The organism is Allobosea sp. 05L423 (assembly GCF_056397745.1).
The window spans coordinates 113,412-135,406 of record NZ_JBFTOA010000003.1 but is presented as its reverse complement, the minus strand read 5'-3'; the positions used below and the strand labels follow the sequence as shown (position 1 = coordinate 135,406).

21 protein-coding genes are annotated in these 21,995 nt (G+C 67.1%); 13 read left to right on the top strand and 8 right to left on the bottom strand.

What is annotated here, in order from left to right:
• Nucleotides 1-100: 100 nt before the first annotated feature.
• The gene (gene ypfJ / locus AC1DNE_RS08770; RefSeq protein ID WP_441468827.1) at nt 101-988 is read left to right on the top strand and encodes a KPN_02809 family neutral zinc metallopeptidase; all 888 of its coding nucleotides are present in this window, start codon (nt 101-103) and stop codon (nt 986-988) included.
• A 52-nt stretch (nt 989-1,040) separates the two neighbouring features.
• Here the strand turns inward: ypfJ and AC1DNE_RS08765 are convergent, their stop codons facing one another.
• Together AC1DNE_RS08765 and AC1DNE_RS08760 are read right to left on the bottom strand one after the other, a co-directional pair.
• Nucleotides 1,041-1,853 (bottom strand): universal stress protein, encoded by an 813-nt coding sequence (locus AC1DNE_RS08765; protein WP_441468828.1) that lies wholly within the window; start codon nt 1,851-1,853, stop codon nt 1,041-1,043.
• Between the two features lie 67 nt (nt 1,854-1,920).
• Nucleotides 1,921-2,406, bottom strand: coding sequence for a hypothetical protein (locus AC1DNE_RS08760; RefSeq protein ID WP_441468829.1), 486 nt, complete (start codon nt 2,404-2,406; stop codon nt 1,921-1,923).
• Between the two features lie 124 nt (nt 2,407-2,530).
• Here AC1DNE_RS08760 and AC1DNE_RS08755 point away from each other — a divergent pair, with 124 nt between their 5' ends.
• The 4 genes from AC1DNE_RS08755 (at nt 2,531) to AC1DNE_RS08740 (ending at nt 6,887) form a co-directional block, all read left to right on the top strand.
• Nucleotides 2,531-3,724 (top strand): PA0069 family radical SAM protein, encoded by a 1,194-nt coding sequence (locus tag AC1DNE_RS08755; RefSeq protein WP_441468830.1) that lies wholly within the window; start codon nt 2,531-2,533, stop codon nt 3,722-3,724.
• Nucleotides 3,725-3,913: 189 nt separating this feature from the next.
• Nucleotides 3,914-4,525 (top strand): ribonuclease HII, encoded by a 612-nt coding sequence (locus tag AC1DNE_RS08750; RefSeq protein ID WP_441468831.1) that lies wholly within the window; start codon nt 3,914-3,916, stop codon nt 4,523-4,525.
• Nucleotides 4,526-4,851: 326 nt separating this feature from the next.
• Complete coding sequence (locus AC1DNE_RS08745) at nt 4,852-6,054, top strand: site-specific DNA-methyltransferase (protein ID WP_441468832.1); 1,203 nt, start codon at nt 4,852-4,854, stop codon at nt 6,052-6,054.
• Nucleotides 6,055-6,158: 104 nt separating this feature from the next.
• Nucleotides 6,159-6,887: a peptidoglycan-binding protein gene (locus AC1DNE_RS08740; protein ID WP_441468833.1), complete on the top strand. Its 729-nt coding sequence runs from the start codon at nt 6,159-6,161 to the stop codon at nt 6,885-6,887.
• Here AC1DNE_RS08740 and mutY read toward each other — a convergent pair.
• Together mutY and AC1DNE_RS08730 are read right to left on the bottom strand one after the other, a co-directional pair.
• Nucleotides 6,866-7,939, bottom strand: coding sequence for an A/G-specific adenine glycosylase (gene mutY, locus AC1DNE_RS08735; protein WP_441468834.1), 1,074 nt, complete (start codon nt 7,937-7,939; stop codon nt 6,866-6,868). The two genes, AC1DNE_RS08740 and mutY, sit on opposite strands and share 22 nt — an antisense overlap.
• A gap of 170 nt (nt 7,940-8,109) precedes the next feature.
• Nucleotides 8,110-8,829 carry a nucleoside deaminase gene (locus AC1DNE_RS08730; protein WP_441468835.1) on the bottom strand — a complete coding sequence of 240 codons (720 nt, stop codon included), beginning with the start codon at nt 8,827-8,829 and terminating at the stop codon, nt 8,110-8,112.
• Between the two features lie 421 nt (nt 8,830-9,250).
• Here AC1DNE_RS08730 and AC1DNE_RS08725 point away from each other — a divergent pair, with 421 nt between their 5' ends.
• From AC1DNE_RS08725 to AC1DNE_RS08690, 8 genes are all read left to right on the top strand, one after another.
• On the top strand, nt 9,251-9,748 hold the full coding sequence (locus AC1DNE_RS08725; protein ID WP_441468836.1) for a DUF721 domain-containing protein: 498 nt from the start codon (nt 9,251-9,253) through the stop codon (nt 9,746-9,748).
• Nucleotides 9,749-9,842: 94 nt separating this feature from the next.
• A complete protein-coding gene (locus AC1DNE_RS08720; RefSeq protein WP_441468837.1) occupies nt 9,843-10,463 on the top strand; it encodes a DsbA family protein in 621 nt (206 codons plus the stop codon).
• Between the two features lie 156 nt (nt 10,464-10,619).
• Complete coding sequence (locus tag AC1DNE_RS08715; protein ID WP_441468838.1) at nt 10,620-14,075, top strand: chromosome segregation SMC family protein; 3,456 nt, start codon at nt 10,620-10,622, stop codon at nt 14,073-14,075.
• Between the two features lie 244 nt (nt 14,076-14,319).
• Nucleotides 14,320-14,670, top strand: a complete 351-nt coding sequence (locus AC1DNE_RS08710) for an AtpZ/AtpI family protein (protein WP_441468839.1) — start codon at nt 14,320-14,322, stop codon at nt 14,668-14,670.
• Nucleotides 14,671-14,713: 43 nt separating this feature from the next.
• Entirely contained in the window at nt 14,714-15,478 is a 765-nt protein-coding gene (locus AC1DNE_RS08705; protein WP_441468840.1) for a F0F1 ATP synthase subunit A, read from the top strand.
• A 61-nt stretch (nt 15,479-15,539) separates the two neighbouring features.
• Nucleotides 15,540-15,767 carry a F0F1 ATP synthase subunit C gene (locus tag AC1DNE_RS08700; RefSeq protein WP_038360954.1) on the top strand — a complete coding sequence of 76 codons (228 nt, stop codon included), beginning with the start codon at nt 15,540-15,542 and terminating at the stop codon, nt 15,765-15,767.
• 133 nt (nt 15,768-15,900) lie between these two features.
• Nucleotides 15,901-16,476 (top strand): F0F1 ATP synthase subunit B family protein, encoded by a 576-nt coding sequence (locus AC1DNE_RS08695; protein ID WP_441468841.1) that lies wholly within the window; start codon nt 15,901-15,903, stop codon nt 16,474-16,476.
• An 11-nt stretch (nt 16,477-16,487) separates the two neighbouring features.
• Nucleotides 16,488-16,964: a F0F1 ATP synthase subunit B family protein gene (locus AC1DNE_RS08690; RefSeq protein ID WP_441468842.1), complete on the top strand. Its 477-nt coding sequence runs from the start codon at nt 16,488-16,490 to the stop codon at nt 16,962-16,964.
• Between the two features lie 210 nt (nt 16,965-17,174).
• Here AC1DNE_RS08690 and AC1DNE_RS08685 read toward each other — a convergent pair whose 3' ends face one another.
• The 4 genes from AC1DNE_RS08685 to gcvH all read right to left on the bottom strand — a co-directional run bounded on the left by AC1DNE_RS08685 (nt 17,175) and on the right by gcvH (nt 21,991).
• Complete coding sequence (locus tag AC1DNE_RS08685) at nt 17,175-18,434, bottom strand: L,D-transpeptidase family protein (RefSeq protein ID WP_441468843.1); 1,260 nt, start codon at nt 18,432-18,434, stop codon at nt 17,175-17,177.
• A 125-nt stretch (nt 18,435-18,559) separates the two neighbouring features.
• The gene (gene gcvPB / locus AC1DNE_RS08680) at nt 18,560-20,134 is read right to left on the bottom strand and encodes an aminomethyl-transferring glycine dehydrogenase subunit GcvPB (protein WP_441468844.1); all 1,575 of its coding nucleotides are present in this window, start codon (nt 20,132-20,134) and stop codon (nt 18,560-18,562) included.
• Complete coding sequence (gcvPA, locus tag AC1DNE_RS08675) at nt 20,134-21,474, bottom strand: aminomethyl-transferring glycine dehydrogenase subunit GcvPA (RefSeq protein WP_441468845.1); 1,341 nt, start codon at nt 21,472-21,474, stop codon at nt 20,134-20,136. The genes gcvPB and gcvPA overlap by 1 nt, the downstream gene beginning before the upstream one ends.
• Before the next feature lie 142 nt (nt 21,475-21,616).
• Nucleotides 21,617-21,991: a glycine cleavage system protein GcvH gene (gcvH, locus tag AC1DNE_RS08670; RefSeq protein WP_441468846.1), complete on the bottom strand. Its 375-nt coding sequence runs from the start codon at nt 21,989-21,991 to the stop codon at nt 21,617-21,619.
• Between the last annotated feature and the right edge of the window lie 4 nt (nt 21,992-21,995).

The following is a 21,995-nucleotide window of genomic DNA, read 5'->3' as shown; positions in this document are numbered from 1 at the left end:
CGGAGGCCGTCAGGCTTCGTTCAGCCGGAACCTGCAATGACGGCTTGAGTTCCCTGCATCTCCCGGCGAGATTGCGGGGAGTTTCGTCGAGGAACCGTCCATGCAGTGGGAAGATTATCGCCAGTCCGAGAATCTCGAGGACCGGCGCGGCGGCGGTGGTGGCGGCGGCTTCGCCGGCATGCCCGGCGGGCGCGGCGGCATCGGCATCGGCACCATGGTCGTGCTCGGCCTGCTCGGCTGGGCGCTCGGCATCGATCCGCGCCTGCTGATCGGCGGCGCCGAGATGATTGGTGGCATCGGAGGACGCGAACAGACGCAGGAAACCCGCCGCTCCTCCGGACCACCGCAGGACGAGATGGGCCGCTTCGTCTCGGCCGTGCTGGCACAGAACGAGGACGTTTGGACGAAGATCCTGCCGCAACAGGCCAATATCCGCTACCAGGCGCCGCGGCTCGTGCTGTTCTCCGGCGTCGACCGTTCAGGCTGCGGCACCGCTCAATCGGCGATGGGACCGTTCTACTGCCCCGTGGACAAGAAGGTCTATCTCGATACTTCCTTCTTCCAGGAGATGCAGCGCAAGCTCGGCGGCGGCGGCGATTTCGCCTATGCCTATGTGATCGGCCATGAGGTCGGCCACCACATCCAGAACCTGCTCGGCATCCTGCCCAAGGCCAACCAACTCCGCGAGCGCTCGTCCGAGCGGGACGCCAACGCCATCTCGGTGCGGATCGAGCTGCAGGCCGACTGCTTCGCCGGCGTCTGGGCTCACAACATCCAGGCCATGGGCCGCCTCGACCAGGGCGATATCGAGGAGGCGATCCGCACCGCCTCCGCGATCGGCGACGACAAGCTGCAGAGGGCGGCGCAGGGCGTGGTCGTGCCGGATTCCTTCACCCACGGCTCCTCGGCCCAGCGGACGAAGTGGTTCAACACCGGCTTCCAGTCGGGCTCGATGCAGAGCTGCGACACCTTCCGCAACCAGGTATAGGCATCCTCGCACGGCCTGCCCGAATCCGAGCCCGGTTAGCTCATATGGATGATCAGGCGCCGGGCGCGATCAGGATGTCGGCCCGGACCGTGCCCAAGATCGTTTCGGCGGTGCTGCCGATCACCGTTTCGGAAAAGCCGCCCTGGCCGTAGCGGCCGACGACGACCAATTGCGCTCCGGCCGCGGCGCGGCAGCGCTCGATGGCCGCAGTGGCATTACCTTCGACGACCTGCGTATCGAGGCGTGCGCTGAGGCTCGCCGGAAGCTTTGCCGCGTCGAGGAAGGCCGTCATCCCGGCCTCGGCCTCAGCCCGCAGGAAATCGCCCTTGCCTTGGAAATCGGTCCTGGGGCCGGGGCCGGGATAGGCATGGACCAGAAGCAGGCGCGCCTGCGGGAAGAGCTCCGCCGCCGCCAGCAGAGCCCGGCGCGAGCCCTCCGAGAAATCCGTGCCGACGACGATCGCCCCGTAAGGGCGGTCGGCGCGCCGGCGGACGATCAGCACCGGAACAGCCGCCCTGCGAACGATATAGTCAACGGCGGTGCCCACCACGTAGTCGCGGACGTCGTTGTAGCGAGCCACGCCGGTCACGATCAGCCCGCTGCCACGCTCGGCGGCCAGTTCTGCCAGGACATCCGGCAATGAGCCGCTGCGAACCAGCAGTTCCGCTTCGCCCGCTGCCAACGGCAGCTCGTCCCGCCACGCCGCCATCGCAACGGCGGAACCGGCCTGCTCCGCTGCACTCACGACATGCAGAATCGCAAGTTTCGCATGCCATTCCCGCGCCAGCAGCAGCGCGCGATCCGCCGCCCTGTCGGTGCGCGAGGAAAGATCGCTCGCCAGAAGAATCTCGCTCGGTATCGTCATGTCAGCCTCCCGACAGCTCCAGCCTAGGAGGAGTACGACGCGATGTCATGCCGGCCCGGCCATTGCCCTACCCGGCCCGCTCGCGCCACACCGGCAACCGTTGCGGCGCCTGGTCGAGGCGCCCTTCCATGACCATCGCCTTGGGCAGCACGAGCCCGGACCGGAGCCTGAGCCCGGCAAAGGACAGCGCGACGCGCTCGAGCAGCGCGGCGCGGGCGGCGTGCAGCGGTATCAGGGCCGGCACCTCCGGCGTGACGAGCAGATGGCGCTCGACCACCAGCGCCCAATGTGCCTGTGGCACGTCGCCGGCCTCGAACAGCACGAGCCGATCGCCGCGCGCCACGGTGGCTCCTCCCTGCCAGGCCTCGGCCGGGCCGATGCGCAGATAGCAGGCGCCGGTCGTGTCGGCGACGCGCTCGAAATCGGGAGCGCCCACTGTGTCGACGATCACCGCATGGCCGAGCAAGCCTTCCGCCACCGCCGGGATCAGCACGGCCAGCGTGGCGGCGAGAGCTCGCGGGGAACCATCGGCGCGGATCACGGCTGTGAGCATACGCAGTGTTCTATGCCGCAGCGCAGCACGTCGCAATGCAGCTCTTGCCTTTTGTTCCTGTTATGTTCACTCTATCTGAGACCAGAGCGTGCCGATTCCCGGCACATGAACCGGTTCGAAAGCCATGCCCCAGGCCAGACCCACCGAAAGGCCCTATCCGGCGGCTCAGCCGCTGCGCCGGCACGACAGGGAGCCGACCGTCTCGGCGCCGGTCGTCGCGCCGGCCGATCCGCTCGCCTATGCCGGTCATCGCATCGACCCGGAGCGGCGGCGCGGACGCGGCGCCACGGTCAATCCCGGCGGGCGCTACGAAGCGGAGCAGCGCGTCACCGAAGATGACGGCTGGGGCTCTCTGGAAGAGCTGCCGCCGTTCAAGACCGAGATCGCCTACGAGAAGGCGCGCAGCATCATCACGCGCAACGACTCGCCGGACATCTCCTTCGACCGCTCGATCAATCCCTATCGCGGCTGCGAGCATGGATGCGTCTACTGTTTCGCGCGGCCGACCCACGCCTATCTCGGGCTCTCGCCCGGCCTCGACTTCGAGAGCAAGCTGACGGCGAAGCCCGATGCCGCGGCCTTGCTGGAGAAGGAGCTTTGCTCCCCCTCCTACCAGCCGCGCACCATCGCCATCGGCACCAACACCGATGCCTATCAGCCGATCGAGAAGAAGCTCAGGATCATGCGCCAGATCCTGGAGGTGCTCTCGAAGTTCAACCACCCGGTCGGCATCGTCACCAAATCGGCGCTGGTCCAGCGCGACATCGATATCCTTGCGCCGATGGCGGAGAAGGGGCTGGTCAAGGTCGCGATCTCGGTGACGACACTCGATCCGAAGACGGCGCGGGGCATGGAGCCGCGTGCCGCTTCGCCGCCCAAGCGGCTCGAGACGATCCGCAAGCTGTCCGAGGCCGGCATCCCGGTGACGGTGCTGGTCGCGCCCATCGTGCCGGCGATCAACGAGCACGAGATCGAGCGCATCCTCGACGCTGCCAAGGCGGCGGGCGCACAGGAGGCCGGCTATGTACTGCTGCGGCTGCCGCTCGAAGTGCGCGACATCGTGCAGGAATGGCTGCTGGCGCACCATCCCGACAAGCTCAGGCATGTGATGTCGCTGATCCGCTCGACGCGCGGCGGCAAGGACTACGATTCGCAATGGGGTCAGCGCATGGTCGGCTCCGGCCCCTATGCCTGGATGATCGGGCGGCGCTTCGAGCTGGCGGCCGAGCGCATCGGCTTCAACACCGCGCGCCGGCGGCTGCGGACGGACCTGTTCGTGAAGCCCGAGAAGGAGAAGGCGCAGCTGAGCCTGTTTTGAATGGACACGCGCGGAGGTCATCCCGGGCGCAGCGAAGCGTGGACCAGCGATCGATTCCGGAGCCCCTCTTATTAAAGGCTCGGGCATGGATCCCGGATCGGCGCCGCCCTGGGCGGCTTGTCCGGGATGTCGGTGGAGGAGGACGACAGCGGTCTAGCTCGAAACGGCACTCTGTTGCATAAGCCCGCCATGCCCGCTGATTTCAGCCGCGAGACACACGCCATCGCCAACAGCCTCTGGCCGCTGGCCGGCATCGATGAGGTTGGGCGCGGGCCGCTCGCCGGTCCGGTCGTGGCTGCGGCCGTCATCCTCGATCCGGCCCGCGTGCCGCATGGCCTCGACGATTCGAAGAAGCTGCCGGCGCCGATCCGCGAGGAACTCTTCGGCGAGATCATGGAGCGAGCGCTCGCCGTAGCCGTCGCCAGCGCCACGGCAGTCGAGATCGACGCGCTCAACATCCGCCAGGCGACGCTGCTGGCGATGCGCCGGGCGGTGGCCGCTCTGCCACTCGCGCCGCTGCATGTGCTGGTCGACGGCAACGATCCGCCGCAGCTGAGCTGCGGCTGCGAGGCGATTATTCAGGGGGATGGCGCCGTGGCCTCCATCGCGGCTGCCTCGATCGTCGCCAAGGTTACGCGCGATCGGATGATGGCGCGGCTGTGTCGGCGCTATCCTGCCTATGGCTTTTCGGGCCATGTCGGTTATGCGACGCCGCAGCATCGCAAGGCCATCGCCGAACACGGCCCCTGCCCCGAGCATCGCTATTCCTTCGCTCCCGTGAAGGGCGTCTGGTTCCGGTAGGGTTCTGGCGGTCTCCGCCGTCATTGCGAACGTCGCGAAGCCATCCAGGGGACTGGGTTCAACGGCCCACCCACTCCACCTGGATTGCTTCGTCGCTCTCGCTCCTCGCAATGACGGGAGCGGCGACCGTCGTCCCACGCCCTCGGCACCTGCCCCAAGGACAGGTCCAGACGTTAATTGCCGTTAGGAATTTCCCTTCATCTCCAATGATGTAGGCAAAATCTGCAGCCCCAAAACGGGACGCATTTTTTTCAAAGCGGAAACCCGGCCTTTACCCTGTCCGGCCAATATCGCGCTCGTTGAAGTTGCGTAACGGTCTTGGCGTCATGGGTATCTCGCGTACCGGGACCGCCAGCGCTCCCGTCCGGATTCAGGTTTCGCGTACCGGACGGCCAGCGCTGGGGGCTCGGATGAAGGCCAGGAGCCTTCCCGAACAAATCGGCGTTCCGCAGGAACTGCCGCTCGATCAGATCCTCGTCGGCGACTGCGTCGCGGCGATGAACGCCTTGCCGCCGGCGAGCGTCGACCTGATCTTCGCCGATCCACCCTACAACCTCCAGCTTGGTGGCGATCTGCGCCGGCCCGACGACAGCCTCGTCGACGCCGTCGACGACGACTGGGACAAGTTCGCCTCCTTCTCGGACTACGATCGCTTCACCCGCGACTGGCTGTCGGCCGCACGCCGCATCCTGAAGCCGGACGGGGCGCTGTGGGTGATCGGCAGCTATCACAACATCTTCCGCGTCGGCGCGACGCTGCAGGATCTCGGCTTCTGGATGCTGAACGACATCGTCTGGCGCAAGGCCAATCCGATGCCGAATTTCCGCGGCCGGCGCTTCACCAATGCGCATGAGACGCTGATCTGGGCCGCCCGCGGCGAGAGCTCGAAATACACCTTCCATTACGAGGCGCTGAAGGGCGGCAATGACGACCTGCAGATGCGCTCGGACTGGTATCTGCCGCTGTGCACAGGCGATGAACGCCTGAAGGACGAGAGCGGCGCCAAGGTGCACCCGACGCAGAAGCCGGAAGCGCTGCTCGCCCGCGTGCTGCTCTCCGCTTCCAATCCCGGCGACGTGATTCTCGATCCCTTCTTCGGCACCGGCACGACCGGCGCCGTCGCCAAGGCGCTGGGCCGCCGCTTCATCGGGCTCGAACGCGATCCGGTCTATGCCAAGGCGGCGCGCGAGCGCATCGATGCAGTGACGCCGCTGGCACCGGAGGCCTTCTCCACCGCGCCCTCCAAGCGCAGCGAGCCGCGCGTGCCGTTCCTCAGCCTGGTCGAAGCCGGGCTGGTGAAGGCCGGCGAGACGGTCCATGACGAGAAGCGGCGCTACAAGGCCGTGATACGCGCCGACGGCACGCTGATCCTCGGCCCGGCAGTCGGCTCGATCCACAAGGTCGGCGCGCTTGCCCAGGGCCTGCCGGCCTGCAACGGCTGGACCTTCTGGCATGTCGAGCGCGAGGGCGGACTGACCGTGCTCGACGCGCTGCGCGGCGAGATCAGGGCGCAGATGGCGGCGGCGTAAGCGCCCTTCGGCCATAACTCCACCCCTGCAATCATTCGTTCGGAGGATGCGTGCGCCGAGGGTGCGCGCCCATTCTCGGCGCATGAGATCGCAGCGGGGATGCCATGCCCACGATCCTGAAGAACGGCTCCCGCGGTCCTGAGGTCAAGAAGCTTCAGGAAGCGCTCAACGCCAAGCTGAAGCCGCTGCCCCCGCTCGTCCCCGACGGCCAGTACGGCAACCTGACCCGCAGCGCAGTCCTCGCCTTCCAGCACAAGAACTGGCTGGTCGAGGACGGCGAAGCCGGGCCGGCGACGCAATCCTGCCTCTATGGCACCGAAGCCTTCGCACCGATCCTGCACAAGGTCTCCTTCATCGCGCAGCCGACGAACACGACCTGCTGGGCGACATCGACGGCGATGATGAAGAACTCGACGGTGCCGATCATCATAGCCAAGACACCGCCGGACATGATCGCCTCCGATGGCGGCCTGCTGAATTCCTCCGAAAGCGACCAGGCGATCGTGACAGGACAACGCTATGCACGCATCCACGGGCTGCGCTGCAACGCGCCGATGTCGTGGTCGGTCGAGCTGCTGCGGCAGGCCCTGTCGCGCGGGCCGCTGATGTTCGACATGCTCTGGCGCGTGGACGAATACACCGCCGGGCGCGGCAGCCCCGGCCACATGATCGTCGTGGTCGGCATGCGCGGCGACGGCAATCCCGACGGCACCGGCACGACGCTGCGCATCCACGATCCCTGGCCGCCGCGGCGCGGCAAGATCTACTCCAAGGGCTATTTCAAATGGTCGGTCGATCTGCCGACGATGACCTACCGCGTCTTCGAACGGTAGAGCCCGGCGCGCTCGACGACCTTCAGCATGACGCTCGGCAGCGGCTCGCCGGCGAGTTTCGCCAATGGCGTGAAGCGCATGCCGGGCGGGGCGAGCGTCCGGTCCGGAACGCTGCCGGTGAACACCGTCAGCTCCAGTGGAAAATGCGTGAAGACGTGGCGCACTGGCTCGGGCAGCCGCGTCCAGCGCAGCGGCAGCGGCGCGTCCTGCGCGGCGCCGTCGATCTCGTAATCAACACGCCATTCGCTGGTCGGCACCTCTGCCATACCCCCGAGCAGCCCCTTGGCCGGGCGCGTACGCAGCAGGATCGCGCCGTCGGGTCGGGTCAGCACGAAGGCGGCGCCGTAGCGGGTCTGGCCCGCCTTCTTGGCGACCTTGCGCGGGAAGCGCTCCTGCGTGCCGTCCACCCGCGCCCGGCAGGGCTCGCGCCAGGGACAGAGCCCGCAGGCCGGGTTGCGCGGCGTGCAGATGGTCGCGCCGAGATCCATCAGCGCCTGCGCGAAATCGCCGGGGCGATCCGTCGGCAGCAGCGCCAGGACCTTCTCGCGGATGAGCGGTCGTGCGCCCGGCAATTCATCCGCAATCGCAAAGAGCCGCGTCATGACGCGCTCGACATTGCCGTCGACTGCCGCGGCCGGCTGGTCGAAGGCGATGGCCGCCACGGCGCCGGCCGTGTAGGCGCCGATGCCCGGCAGAGCCCGCAGCCCCTCCTCCGTATCGGGGAAGCGACCGGCGTGATTCTCCATGACCGCGCGGGCGCAGGCATGGAGGTTGCGGGCGCGGGAATAATAGCCGAGCCCGGCCCAGGCCTGCATCACATCCTCGGAAGGCGCTTCGGCGAGGGCCTTCACCGTCGGGAAGCGCGCCATGAAGCGCTCGTAATAGGGCTTCACCGCGGCGACCGTGGTCTGCTGCAGCATGATCTCGGAGGCCCAGACGCGATAGGGATCAGGGCGCTCGCCCGCGACGGCACGCCAGGGCAGCGCGCGGCGATGGCGGTCATACCAGGCGAGAAGGTCGGCGGCGCGGGCCATCGGAACGGAGGCGTCCATGCGCCCGGTGTAGCGCGAGGAGCCGAAGTTGCGAAAGGCCGAACCGTTGCGGGGATTGAATCCAGGCGTCTGCTATGGCGCCCGGCCCCGCTTCGGCGAGGGCCGGGTCATTTTTCGTCTCGGCTTCCAGCCTTCGGCAACCGCATAGCTGCCGATCTCGGCCTCGCGCCTCAATAAGGGTGGCGATCCTTCTTGTTCGTCCACGCCTCATAGGCTTTGAGACCAACCTCTCGCTCGAAGTTCTCGGTCACCTTGATCCGCCTGTCGCCCCACGGCTTGGCGAAATCCTCGTACTGGAAGGCGTCGTCGAACCCGATTGCGCTGGTGTCTTTCAGGCTGGCGGCGAAATAGACGTGGTCGATGCGAGACCAGTAGATCGCGCTCATGCACATCGGGCAGGGCGCGCCGTTGATGTAAATCTCGCATCCCTTGAGCATGCGCGCGCGCTCCGGCACCGGATCGGGAGAGCCCGCCTCGCGGGGGATCATTTCCAGGATTGTGCCCGCGTTGTATTCACTGCCCAGCAGCGCCTTGGGATTGAGGCGCGCCGAAGCATCCATGATCGCGGTGATTTCGGCATGAAAGACCGGAATGCCCGTGAGAAGCACGCGGTTCTGCCCGCGTCCGATGATTTCGCCGTCTTTGACAATAACGGCGCCAAACGGGCCGCCCCATCCCTTCTCGACCGATTCTATGGCCAGCCGCGTCGCCTCTTCCATGAATTTCCGCTTTTCGGGCGAAGGCGTGGCGGCGACAGCCTTGACGGCAGGCAGGCCCACCGCTCCGGCTGCGCCCAAGGCAACGGCCGCTGTGAAGAATTGGCGGCGGCTCGGATCATCAGGAGCATCGCAGCCGAACGTATGAACAGTGGTGCAGGAGCAACTCGGCATCGTATTCGAACCTTCAGTCGTAGGCCCAACCCAAGCCGAGTCCGCCGACGCGCTCGGCGACAGCCCCCACAGGAGCTGCCATTGCGCCATTTAGTGCTGAAATGCTGCGGGCGAGTTAATTTCAACTCCTGGTTTCAACCCAGCGGAGCCGAATTGGTCCGCCAAGCGATCTCGATCGCCAAAGGCTATCGGCGCATGCCGCTCCGGTTCAAACGACCGGCATTCCATTTCCCGACAATCAACTGTGAACACGAGCGCCACACATGTTTTGCCGGATAGCCTGTCGAGCATCCCCGCGGTCCGCCAAGGGGTGGTGAGCGGGCACCTGCGAACGTCTCCGACGGCCTCGCCTTCGGACACGACAACGCCCCTGCCGCGCAACCGACTTGCCAGGCCGCCGGCCACTCGCGCAAACTGAGCCATGGCCGCAAAACCTCTCGCAGAGCTGATCGACGACTGCATCGCGCCCGCGCTCGCCGCGCAGGGCTTTGCCGGACGCGCCATCGTCTCGCTCTGGCCGGAGATCGTCGGCGAGCGACTGGCGGCGCGCTCGCGCCCGCTCAAGATCGACTGGCCTCGCCGCCGGCCTGCCCCCGGCGAGGCGACGGAGCCGGCGACAATGGTCGTGCGCGTCGAGAGCGCCTTCGCGCTGGAGATGCAGCAGCTCGGCCCGCTGGTGATCGAGCGGGTCAACACCCATCTCGGCTGGCGCGCCGTCGGCAAGCTCGTGCTCAAGCAGGGGCCGGTCGCGGCGCCTGTGACTGCGAAGCCAGCGCCGAAGCTCGACGGCGCGGCCGCCGCGCGGATCGACGAGCAGGTCGCCGGCGTTGCCGACGAGGGCTTGCGCGAAGCTCTGGCGCGGCTCGGCCGGGCTGTAGCGCTCAGCGCGAAAACGCGAGACCATGACACGGCTTCGTGAGGAGACCGCCCAGCGGCACGATGTGCTCTTGCCACAATCGCGCTGGCCTCTATAGCTCCGCAACCGCTTTTGGACCTTTCGGGGATTTCTCACGATGACGAACAGGCGACAGCTCCTGACCGGCGCGGCCGGCATCGCCGCTGCCGCGCTCGCCGGCGTTAGCGCCGCGCGGGCCCAGACCAAGCTTCCCGACGCCGGCCCTCTGGGCGATGTCTGGCTGGGATCCCCCGACGCCAAAGTCACCATCGTCGAGTACGCCTCGATGACATGCTCGCACTGCGCCCATTTCCATCAGGCGACCTGGCCGGAGCTGAAGAAGAAGTACATCGACACCGGCAAAGTGCGCTTCACGCTGCGCGAGTTCCCGCTCGATCCGCTGGCGACAGCGGGCTTCATGCTCGCCCGCTGCAACGGCAACGACAAGTACTTCCCGATGACGGACCTGCTCTTCGCGCAGCAGCGCAACTGGGCCTTCACCGACAAGCCGGTCGATGCGCTGGCCGCGCTGGTGAAGCAGGCCGGTTTCACACAGGAATCCTTCGAGGCCTGCTTGAAACGGCAGGATATCTATGACGCCGTCACGGTCGTGAAGGATGGCGGGGCCAAGGCTGGTGTGGATTCGACGCCGACCTTTTTCATCAACGGGCAGAAGCGTTCCGGTGCGCTCACGATCGCCGAGTTCGACAAGATCCTGGAGCCGCTCCTCGGCAACTGAGGGGGCGCGTGCTCTTTCCTTCTCCCCTCGGGGGAGAAGGTGGCCCGGCGAAGCCGGGTCGGATGAGGGAGGGATGGCAGAGCGGTCCATGACCGCCCTCATCCGTCCGCTTCGCAGACAGCTTCTCCCCCGAGGGGAGAAGGACATGGTGGCGCAATGCATCTGACGCGCCTCAAGCTCGCCGGTTTCAAGACCTTCGTCGAGCCGACCGAGTTCCTGATCGAGCCGGGGCTGACCGGCGTCGTCGGGCCGAATGGCTGCGGCAAGTCCAACCTTGTCGAAGCCCTGCGCTGGGTGATGGGCGAAAGCTCGTTCAAGAACATGCGCGGCTCGGGGATGGACGACGTCATCTTCGGCGGCTCGAACGAGCGCCCGGCCCGCAACATGGCCGAGGTCTCGCTCACCCTCGACAACAGCGACCGCAAGGCGCCGGCCGCCTTCAACGAGGCCGATGTCCTCGAGGTCACGCGCCGGATCGAGCGCGAGGAAGGCTCGACCTATCGCATCAACGGCAAGGAAGTGCGCGCCAGGGACGTTCAGCTCCTCTTCGCCGATGCCGCGACCGGCGCGCGCTCGCCAGCCCTCGTCCGGCAGGGGCAGATCAGCGAGATCATCTCGGCCAAGCCGCAATCGCGCCGGCGCATCCTGGAGGATGCCGCCGGCATCGCCGGCCTGCATAGCCGCCGCCATGAGGCGGAGCTGAGGCTGCGCGGCGCCGAAGACAATCTGACCCGGCTGGAAGACGTGCTCGGCGAGATCGACGGGCAGATCGACGCCCTGCAGAGGCAGGCGCGGCAGGCCGGGCGCTACCGCAGCCTCGCCGCCGATATCCGCCGCGCCGAGGCAACCCTGGCGGTGATTGCACTGCACGATGCCCGCGCCCAGGAAGCGCAGGCCTCCCGGGTGCTGGAAGAGGCGGTGCGCGGCGTCGCCGACCAGACCGGCATCCAGGCCGAAGCCGCCAAGCGGCAAGCCATCGTCGCCCATGAATTGCCAGCACTGCGCGAGGGCGAGGCGACAGCCGCAGCCGCTCTGGTTCGCCTCAAACGCGGCCTCGACGAGCTCGAAGCCGAGAATCGCCGCGCCCGGCAGCGAGCAGAAGAACTCGGGCGCCGTCTCGCGGAATTGCAGGCCGACCTCTCAAGGCAGGACAATATCGGCCGCGATGCCGCCGAAAGCCTTGCCCGGCTATCGGAGGAAGATGTCGCGCTCGCCCGCGAAGGCGAAGGCGCCGGATCAGGCGCGGAGGCCGCGACGGCAGCGCAGCGTACGGCCGAAGCCGCCCTCGCAGCGGCCGAAGCCGAACAGGCCGCCGCCCAGGCCGCACTGTCCGACCTCGCCGCGCGACGGGGCGCGCTGGAGCGTTCGTTGCGCGAGGCGCGCGAGCGGCAGGACCGTGCGGGCGGCGAGCGCGACAAGCTGCGCCGCGAACTCGACACGCTCGATGCTTCCGATACGAAGACGCTGCTCGACAAGCTGCGCGAAGCACTTGCGACGGCCGAGAAGGCGGTGAAGGCGGCAGAGGCCGATGTCGGTGCGGCGCGCACGGCGGTCGCGGCAGCGCGCGAGCGTGAAGCGGAGCTGCGTGGTCCGCTTGCCGAGGCGGACCGCCGGGCGCAGCGCCTCGACACCGAGATCGGCACGCTGCGCAAGCTGCTGTCCCCTGCCGCGGGCGACCGCTGGCCGGCGATCCTCGAAGCGGTCAGCGTCGCCAAGGGCTACGAGGTCGGGCTCGGTGCGGCGCTCGGTGACGATCTCGACGCTTCGACCGAAGCGGCAGCCCCCGCGCATTGGGACGATACCGGAGAAGGAAGCGGCGATCCTGGCCTGCCGAAAGGTGCCGAATCGCTGCTTGCATACGTCAAGGCACCCGCGGCCCTGAGGCGACGACTGGCACAGATCGGCGTCGTCACACGCGGCGAAGGCGAAATCCTGCGGCGAGAACTGAAGCAGGGCCAGATCCTGGTCTCGCGCGAAGGCGATCTCTGGCGCTGGGACGGCTTCACGAGTGCGGCCGATGCCCCCTCGCCCGCCGCCCGACGGCTCTCGGAGAAGAATCGCCTCGTCGATCTCGAACGTGAGGCACAGGCCGCGCGCGAGGCGGCGGACGCCGCCCGTAAAGTGCTGGATGCCGTCGGCGCCGAGGCGCGCAATGCGGCGCAGGCAGAAACCGCTGCGATCGAGGCCTCGCGGCTGGCGCGCCGCACTGTCGATCAGGCCCGCGAACAGCTCACCGCCGCCGAGCGCAAGGCGGCTGAGACGCTGGTCAAGCGTTCGACCCTGGCCGAGGCGATCAAGCGGCTCGGCCAGGCCGTGTCCGAGGCCTCTCAGCAAGCTGCAGCACAAGAAGCAGGGCTCGCCGCCCTGCCCGCCTCTGCCGAGCTCGAAAACACGCTGCTCAAGGCCCGCGTGCTGCTGGGCGAGGCCCGCGCCGCCGCCTCCGATGCGCGCGCTCGCGTTCAGACCCTGGCCCGAGAAGCCGAACTGCGCACCCGGCGCCGTGCCGCTATCGCCGCCGACATCAAGGCCTGGAAGGAACGAACGACGGCCAGTCTCCAGACCGCCGAGGAGACGCGGCACCGGATCGAGGTCGCCAGCGCCGAGCAGAAGACGCTGCTGGAAGCGCCCGACACCTTCCTGACCGAGCGGCGCCGGCTCGTCGCCGAGATCGAGCAGGCCGAGGGTGCGCGCCGCGCGGCGGCCGACAAGCTTGCCTCCGGCGAAACCGCGCTGGCGGAGGCCGACCGGCAGGCACGCATCGCCCTCGAAGGGCTGTCCGGCGCGCGTGAGCGCCGCGCCTCGGCAGAGGCGAGGCTGGACGCTGCGCGCCAGCGGGTCGCCGACATCACGCGCCAGATCGAGGACGGGCTCGAGACCGGGCTCGACGGGCTGCAGACCATCGCCGGAATCAAGCATGGCGATGCGCTGCCGGAGCCGGAGACGGTCGAGCGTCGGCTCGCCAATCTCAAGGGCGAGCGCGAGCGACTCGGCGCCGTCAATCTGCGAGCCGAGGACGAACTGGCCGAGGTGAAGGCCAAGCGCGAGGGACTTTCCGGCGAGCGCGACGACCTGACCGAAGCGATCCGCCGGCTGCGGCAGGCGATCGGGGCGCTGAACCGCGAGGGGCGCGAGCGGCTGCTCGCCGCCTTCGAGATCGTCAACGGCCATTTCCAGAGGCTCTTCGGCGTGCTGTTCGGCGGCGGCGAGGCGGAACTCAGGCTGGTCGATTCGGAAGATCCGCTCGATGCCGGGCTCGAGATCTTCGCCCGCCCTCCCGGCAAGAAGCCGCAGGTGATGACGCTGCTCTCGGGCGGCGAACAGGCGCTGACCGCGACCGCGCTGATCTTCGCGGTATTCCTGACAAACCCCTCGCCGATCTGCGTGCTCGACGAGGTCGACGCGCCGCTCGACGACGCCAATGTCGAACGCTACTGCGACCTGCTTGTCGACATGGCGCGAAACACCGAAACGCGCTTCATCCTGATCACCCACAACCCGATCACCATGGCACGGATGGAGCGGCTCTTCGGCGTGACCATGGCCGAGCGCGGCGTCAGCCAGATGGTTTCGGTCGACCTGGCCACCGCCGAGCGCATTCGCGACGCCGGCTGAGGACGCCGTTCTCCCGGCTGAAAAAATGCCACAATCGGCACCGCATTGCGGCAAGAATGTCGCACCTAGCCCGAATTTCCAAATATTCCAATGTGTTAGGTGTTATCCACGTGCCTTGACAGCGCCGGGGGCTGTCAATAAAGGAGGCCGTGCTGACGACGGCTCGATGCGCGGGTTTGATCGTGGTTATAGTGGTTTTTCGCTGGATCGCGGCGTAAACGCGGTCAAGACGGAGGCCAAGACCATGTCCGAACCCGACCCAAACGCCTCAGACTCGGAGTTGCGCGCAAGACTGGGTTCCCTGAAGTCCGCGATCAAACGGGCGGAAGAGACCGAAAAGCCGGGCGCGGGCCCGGCTGGAGAGGACAAAGCCCTCGCGGGTGCGATGTCTTCAGGCTTTCGCGCCGCGACGGATCTCGCAGGCGGCATCATCGCAGGCGCCCTGATCGGGTACCTCGGCGACCGGTGGCTGGGAACGTCCCCGTTCCTGCTGATCGCCTTCCTGGTGATCGGAGCCATCGCGGGCTTCAGATCCGTCTATCGGCTCGGTTCGCGTCCGACCTCAGGGTCGAACGGCGGCCCGAAGGCGAATTGATCGAAAGGCGGCCCCTCCGGGCCGCGCGACGAGGTACGAGACCATGGCGGCCGGCGGCGGAATCGATCCGATCCACCAATTCCACATTGCTCCCATCGTGGAGCTGAAGCCGTTCGGCATCGACCTCTCCTTCACCAACACCTCGCTGTGGATGGTGATCGTGCTCGCCGTCGTCTCGGCGATCATGATCTACGGCTCGAGCCAGCGTGCGGTCGTTCCCGGCCGCCTGCAGTCGCTCGCCGAGATGATGTATGAGTTCGTCGCCTCGACCATGACCGGCGTCATGGGCAAGGAGGGGCTGAAGTTCTTCCCCTTCGTGTTCTCGCTGTTCACCTTCGTGCTGGCGAGCAATCTGCTCGGCCTGCTGCCCGGCTCCTTCACCGTCACCAGCCAGATCATCGTCACCGCCGCCCTGGCGCTGCTCGTCATCAGCATCGTGGTGATCTACGGCGTCGTGAAGCACGGCACCCATTTCTTCGGCCTCTTCGTGCCGTCAGGCGTGCCCGGCTGGCTGCTGCCCTTCATGGTGCTGATCGAGGCGGTCTCCTTCCTGTCGCGGCCGGTTTCGCTCTCGCTTCGTCTGTTCGGCAACATGCTCGCCGGCCACATCGCCCTCAAGGTCTTCGGTGGCTTCGTCGTCGCGCTGCTCGGCTCGGGCGCCGTGCTCAGCTACGCCATCGCGCCGCTGCCGCTGCTGCTGGCGGTTGCGCTCACCGCGCTCGAGGTCCTCGTCGCGGCTCTGCAGGCCTACGTCTTCGCGATCCTGACCTGCGTCTATCTCAACGACGCGCTGCACCCGGGCCACTGAGCCCAAGCCGCGCTCGCGAGAGTTCAACCCGCCCTTTAGCCTTCCACACTGGAGAAACATCATGGATCCTGTTGCAGCCAAGTTCATCGGCGCTGGTCTCGCCTCGCTCGGCATGGGCCTTGCCGCCATCGGCGTCGGCACCATCTTCGGCAACTTCCTCTCGGGCGCCCTGCGCAACCCGTCGGCCGCTGACGGCCAGTTCCCGCGCGCCTTCATCGGCGCGGCGCTCGCCGAAGGTCTGGGCATCTTCGCGTTCGTCGTCGCGCTCGTCCTGCTCTTCGTGGTCTGACGTTTTCGTCGACCGCTTTCTCGTCGCGCGCGCCGGCCATCTTTCGGCCACGTGCGCGGCGGTTCCTTTTCTCTGCGCTGAAAGGCACCCCATGCCGGTTCGATCTTCAGGGTTCGTCGGACAAGGATGGCCGGTGGCTGTCGCCTCGTTCGCCACTCTGCTGGCTGGCGCGGCGCAGGCTGCCGAGCAGCAACACGGCCTGAGCGGCGAGAAGGCGTCTTTCCCGCCCTTCGACCCGGCTCACTTCGCCAGCAACCTGTTCTGGCTCGCCATCACCTTCGCAGCTCTCTACTGGCTGATGTCCAAGGTCGCGCTGCCGCGCCTCGGCTCCATCCTGGAGGAGCGCGCGGAGACGATCGGCCGCGATCTCGATCAGGCCACGCAGATGCAGGCCAAGGCCGAGGACATGGCGCAGGCCTATGAAAAGGCCCTCGGCGAGGCTCGCAAGAACGCCCAGGGCATCGCCCAGACGGCGCGCGACACCGGCGCCAAGGCCAGCGAGGCCCAGCGCCACGCGACCGAGGCAGAGCTTGCCGCCAAGCTCGCCCAGGCCGAGGCGGCCATCGCCAAGACCAAGGTCGATGCCATGAGCAATGTGCGCGATCTCGGCGGCGACATTGCCGTCGCCATCGTCACCAAGCTCACCGGTCAGGCTCCCAGCGCCAACGAGGCGTCGGCTGCTGTCGACCAGGCCCTGACCCGCGGCTGAGGAGAGATCAGATGGATACTTTCTGGGTCGGCGTCGCGCTCGTCATCTTCCTCGCCATTCTGGTCAAGTTCGGCGTGCCGGGCGCGATCGTGAAGGCTCTCGACGCTCGCGGCGAGAAGGTCGCGCAGGAGCTGGCGGAAGCCCGCCGCCTGCGTCAGGAGGCTGAGAAGCTGCTCGCCGAGTACGATGCGAAGCGCAAGGCCGCCGAGGCCGAGGCTGCCGAGATCGTCTCTTCCGCCAACGAAGAGGCCAAGCGTCTCGCGGCAGAAGCCGAGGCCAAGCTTGCGGATTTCGTCTCCCGCCGCACCAAGGCGGCCGAGGAGAAGATCGCCCAGGCCGAAAGCCAGGCCGAGGCCGAGGTTCGCGCCGCCGCTGCGGAGGCAGCCACCAAGGCGGCCGAGACCATCCTGCGCGGCCAGATGGCCGGCAAGGCTGGCGAAGCCGCCTTCGCTGCGGGGCTGAGTGAGATCAAGGCCAAGCTCAACTGAGCTCAGCCGGATCGCTCAAAAGTTCGACGCCGCGCTCTTCGGAGCGCGGCGTTTTCATTTTGACGCCTGGCAAGAGCGAGTGACGCATCATCTCGGGCTTGCCCCGAGCATCTCATGCCGAAGCAGCCTCTTGCGCCGGTTCCGTCTCGAGATTCTCGGGTCTACGCTCCGCTTCGCCCGAGAATGACGCAGGCATGCATCAGGCCGCCTTCAGTTGCTGGCGGTTGTCGCCGGGCCAGGAGCGCTGCCTGCCGCGGTCACCGGGCGGATCGCCGGTCGCGCCGGAGGAGCGGCGGCCGCCTTCGGCTTCGGCTTGCGCGGCTGGATCGTCGAGGTGACGATGCCCTGCGGGGTATCGAGCCCATAGATATCGTCGCGGAACTGAACCTGCCCGTCCGCGCCCTGCCAGCCGGTGAGATAGACCCAGGCGACCGGCACGGATTTCTTGAGCGGGATGTTCTTGCGCTCGCCCTTGGCGATCTCATCCTCGATCGCCTGGCGGTTCCATTCCGAGCCTTCCAGCAGCCAGGCTGCGAGATCCCGGACGCCCTCGATGCGCGCACAGCCAGATGAATTGAAGCGCACGTCGTTGCGGAACAGCGTCTTCTTCGGCGTGTCATGCATGTAGACCGCATCGCTGTTGGGCATGTCGATCTTGAGCTGGCCGAGCGAGTTGGTCGGCCCAGGCTCCTGACGCACGTAGAAATAAGGGTTCGTCAGGGTCGACCAGTTGACGCTCTTGGGGTCGATTTCCTTGTTCTCCGCACCGAGCAGCTTCATGTTCGACTTGGCGATGAAACCCGGATCCTTGCGCATATGCGGGATCACGTCGGCCTTCACGATCGACATCGGCACCGTCCAGTACGGGTTGAGATTGACCGAGGTGATGTTGGCCTGGATCACCGGCGAAGGCCGGTCCGGCCGGCCGACGATGGCGAGATGGCGCTGAGCGACCGTGCCGTTCTCGACCGCCTCGACGCTGGCGCCGGGGATGTTCACCACGACATAGCGGCTGGCGAAGTTGAAGCCGTTGCCCTTGAGGCGCTCCAGTGTCGCGGTGAGCTGGTTCAGGCGCGCTTCGACCGGCGTGTTCATGGCCTTGAGGGTCAGGCGCCCGACCGTGCCGAGATCCGACAGGCCGTGGCGGCGCTGGAAGCGCTTCACGGCCTCGGTTACGACTGCGTCATAGCTGTCGCCCGCCATGGCTTCCGGCGCGAGATCGCCGCTGGCGAGCAGCCGCTGCTTCAGCGCGATGACATCCGCGCCCTGCGAATCCGGTTTCAGGGCGCTGGCGCTGCCGGGCACCTTGGGCCAGCCACCGCGGCTGGCGACATCCTCATGGGCGATCAGCGCTTCGAGCGTGCGGTCATAGGTGTTCGGGCCGTAGCTCGGCTCGTTCGCACGCACGATCGCCGTCGAGGCCAGCAGGAGCGCGGCCGCCGCGGCGAGGATGGAGGGACGCATAGACATGAAAACCCCCGGGCCGCAGAGAGCGGCACCGGGGGATCATTCCTCGACATGGTCAAGGAATGTTTAAGAAGTGGCCGTCGTCCTTCACCATGCTGACGAATGCCGTCAGCATGGGCTGGAGCGCCTTACTCCGCAGCCTTCGCCGGGGCCGGCTTTTCCCACTTCAGCACCGGCTGGCGGGCGGCGCGGGTCTCGTCGAGGCGACCGATCGGGGCATGATGCGGCGCGCTCGTGAAGCGCTCCTTGTCGTTGCCCTTGGCCGACATGGCGAGGTCGCGGAGCGTCGCGATGAAGAGGTCGAGCGAGGCCTTCGATTCCGACTCGGTAGGCTCGATCAGCATGGCGCCGTGGACGACGAGCGGGAAATAGACCGTCATCGGATGGTAGCCCTCGTCGATCATCGCCTTGGCGAAATCGAGCGTCGAGACACCGGTGCCCTTGAGCCACTCGTCGTCGAACAGCACCTCGTGCATCGACGGATGGTCCGGGAACGGCAGCGACATCAGGTCACTCAAGCCGGCGCGGATGTAGTTGGCGTTCAGCACCGCATCCTCGGAGGCCTGGCGCATGCCGTCCGAGCCGTGGCTGAGCATATAGGCGAGCGCGCGGACATACATGCCCATCTGGCCGTGGAAGGCGGTCATGCGGCCGAAGGGCTTGTTCCCTTCCGGCGCTTCCTCGCGCGTCTCGATCAGATGCAGCCTGCCATCGTCCTCGACATGGATGAAGGGCACGGGCGCGAAGGGGGCCAGACGCGCGGAGAGCACGACCGGGCCGGCACCGGGACCGCCGCCGCCATGGGGCGTTGAGAAGGTCTTGTGCAGGTTGATGTGCATGGCGTCGACGCCGAGGTCGCCCGGACGCGCCTTGCCGACGATGGCGTTGAAGTTGGCACCGTCGCAGTAGAAATAGGCGCCCGCCTCATGCATCGCCGCAGCGATCTCGACGATCTGAGGCTCGAAGATGCCGCAGGTGTTCGGGTTGGTCAGCATGATCGCGGCGATGTCCGGCCCGAGCAGGGCCTTCACATCCTCGACCGCGACGGTGCCGTCCGGACGGGCCGGAACGGCCTTCACCGAGAAGCCGATCAGCGCCGCGGTCGCCGGGTTGGTGCCGTGGGCCGATTCGGGGACGAGCACGACGTTTCGGGACGCGCCCTCCCCCTTCGCCTCGATCGCAGCCTTGATCGCCATCATGCCGCAGGCCTCGCCATGGGCGCCGGCCTTCGGGCTGAGAGCGACGGCCGGCATGCCGGTCAGCGTCATCAGGTAGCGGGCGAGCTCCAGCATCAGTTCGAGCGCGCCGGGCACGGTCGAGAACGGCTGCAGCGGATGCACGTCGGAGAAGCCCGGCAGACGCGCCATCTTCTCGTTGAGGCGGGCATTGTGCTTCATCGTGCAGGAGCCGAGCGGGAAGAGCCCGGTGTCGATGCCGTAGTTCTTCTGGCTGAGGCGCACGTAGTGGCGCATCGTCTCGGGCTCGGAGAGGCCGGGCAGGCCGATCTCGCCCTGGCGGGCGTGCTTGCCGAGGCGCGACTTGAACGGCGCCGGCTTGTCGATGTCGACGCCGGTCGCCTCGTGATGGCCGATCTCGAAGATCAGCGGCTCGATCTGCTGGAGGGCCTTGTTACCGGTGAAGGTGGCGCGCTCCTCATGCGAGGCCGCGCCGGCCTGGGTGGGACGTCCCTGACGGTTCAGCATCACAGCACCTCCGCGAGCGCCTTGGCGAAGGCCGCCCGGTCATCATCGGTATTCACTTCGGTAGAGGCGACGAGCAAGAGATCGTCGAGCCCGGCATCCGGCATCAGCCGCGAGACCGGCACGCCGGCCAGGATGCCCTTCTGCACGAGAGCCTCGACCACTTCAGCTGCAGGCTTCGGCAGCTTCACGGTGAACTCGTTGAAGAAGCTCTCGTTGAGCACCGAGACCCCCTTCACGCCCGCAAGCAGGTCGGCGAGCTTCACGGCATTGGCGTGGTTCACCTCGGCGAGGCGGGCGAGACCGGTCTGGCCGAGCAGCGTCATGTGGATGGTGAAGGCCAGCACGCAGAGGCCAGAATTGGTGCAGATGTTCGAGGTCGCCTTGTCCCTGCGAATATGCTGCTCGCGGGTCGAGAGCGTCAGCACGAAGCCGCGCTGGCCGGTCGAATCGACCGTCTCGCCGCAGAGCCGGCCCGGCATCTGGCGGATATATTTCGACTTGGCGGCGAAGAGGCCGACATAGGGCCCGCCGAAATTCAGCGCGTTGCCGATCGACTGGCCCTCGCCGACGACGATATCGGCATCCTGCGCGCCCGGAGGCACGACGGCGCCGAGCGAGACGACCTCGGTGAAGACCGCGATCAGCAGTGCGCCATGGGCGTGGGCCTTCTCGGCGATCGGCTTCAGGTCGCGCAGGTTGCCGAAGACATCCGGCGACTGAACGACGACGCAGGAAACGCTGTCGTCGATCTGCGAAAGAATGTCCTCGCCGGCCGAGACGTCGGGCTTTAGCGCCACGACCTCGTCATTCGCCATCTCCGAGAGCGTCTTCACCACTTCGGTGTAGTGTGGGTGCAGGCCACCGGAGAGCACCGCCTTGCGGCGCCTGGTGACGCGGTGCGCCATGAGGACCGCTTCGCCGGTGCCGGTCGAGCCGTCATACATCGAGGCGTTGGCGACCTCCATGCCGGTCAGCGCGGCGATCTGCGTCTGAAACTCGAAGAGATACTGCAGCGTGCCCTGCGCGATCTCGGGCTGGTAGGGCGTGTAGCTGGTCAGGAATTCCGAGCGCTGGATCAGGTGATCCACCGTCGCCGGGACATGGTGCTTGTAGGCGCCGGCGCCGACGAAGAACGGCACAGCGGAGGCGGCAATGTTCTTGCCGGCCATCTTGCCGAGAATGCGCTCGACCTCGAGCTCGCCCTTGGCGCGGGGCAGATCGACCGGGGCCGTCAGGAGCTTTCCGGCGGGCACATCGCTGAACAGTGCATCGATGTCGGAGACGCCGACCCGCGCGAGCATGTCCTCGCGGTCGGTATCGGTGAGCGGGAGATAGCGCATGGGGGTTCCTATTGTGCTCTGCGCGGTTTTCAACGACGCCATGCTCGGGCTTGACCCGAGCATCTCTTCAACCAGCATCTTCTCGTCATGAGATTCCCGGGTCGCCGCTTCGCGCCGCCCGAGAATGATGTGCCGCTCGTACTCAGAGCGTCTTCACGTAGTTCTGGTACTCTGCCTCGTTCATCAGCCCGTCGAGTTCGGCCGCGTCCTTGATCTTGATCTTGAGGAACCAGCCCTTGCCGGCCGGGTCCTCGTTGACGGTGCCCGGCGCGCCTTCGAGCTCGGCATTGACCTCGACGACCTCGCCGGAAACCGGGGCGTAGACCTCGGAAGCGGCCTTGACGCTCTCGACGACGGCGGCCTCGCCGCCCTTGGTCAGCGCCTTGCCGACCGTGGGCAGCTCGACGAAGACGACGTCGCCGAGCTGGGACTGGGCATAGTCGGAGATGCCGACAGTGCCGACGTCGCCTTCGATGCGGATATATTCGTGGTCCTTGCTGTAGCGGGTCTCGGCCATGGTT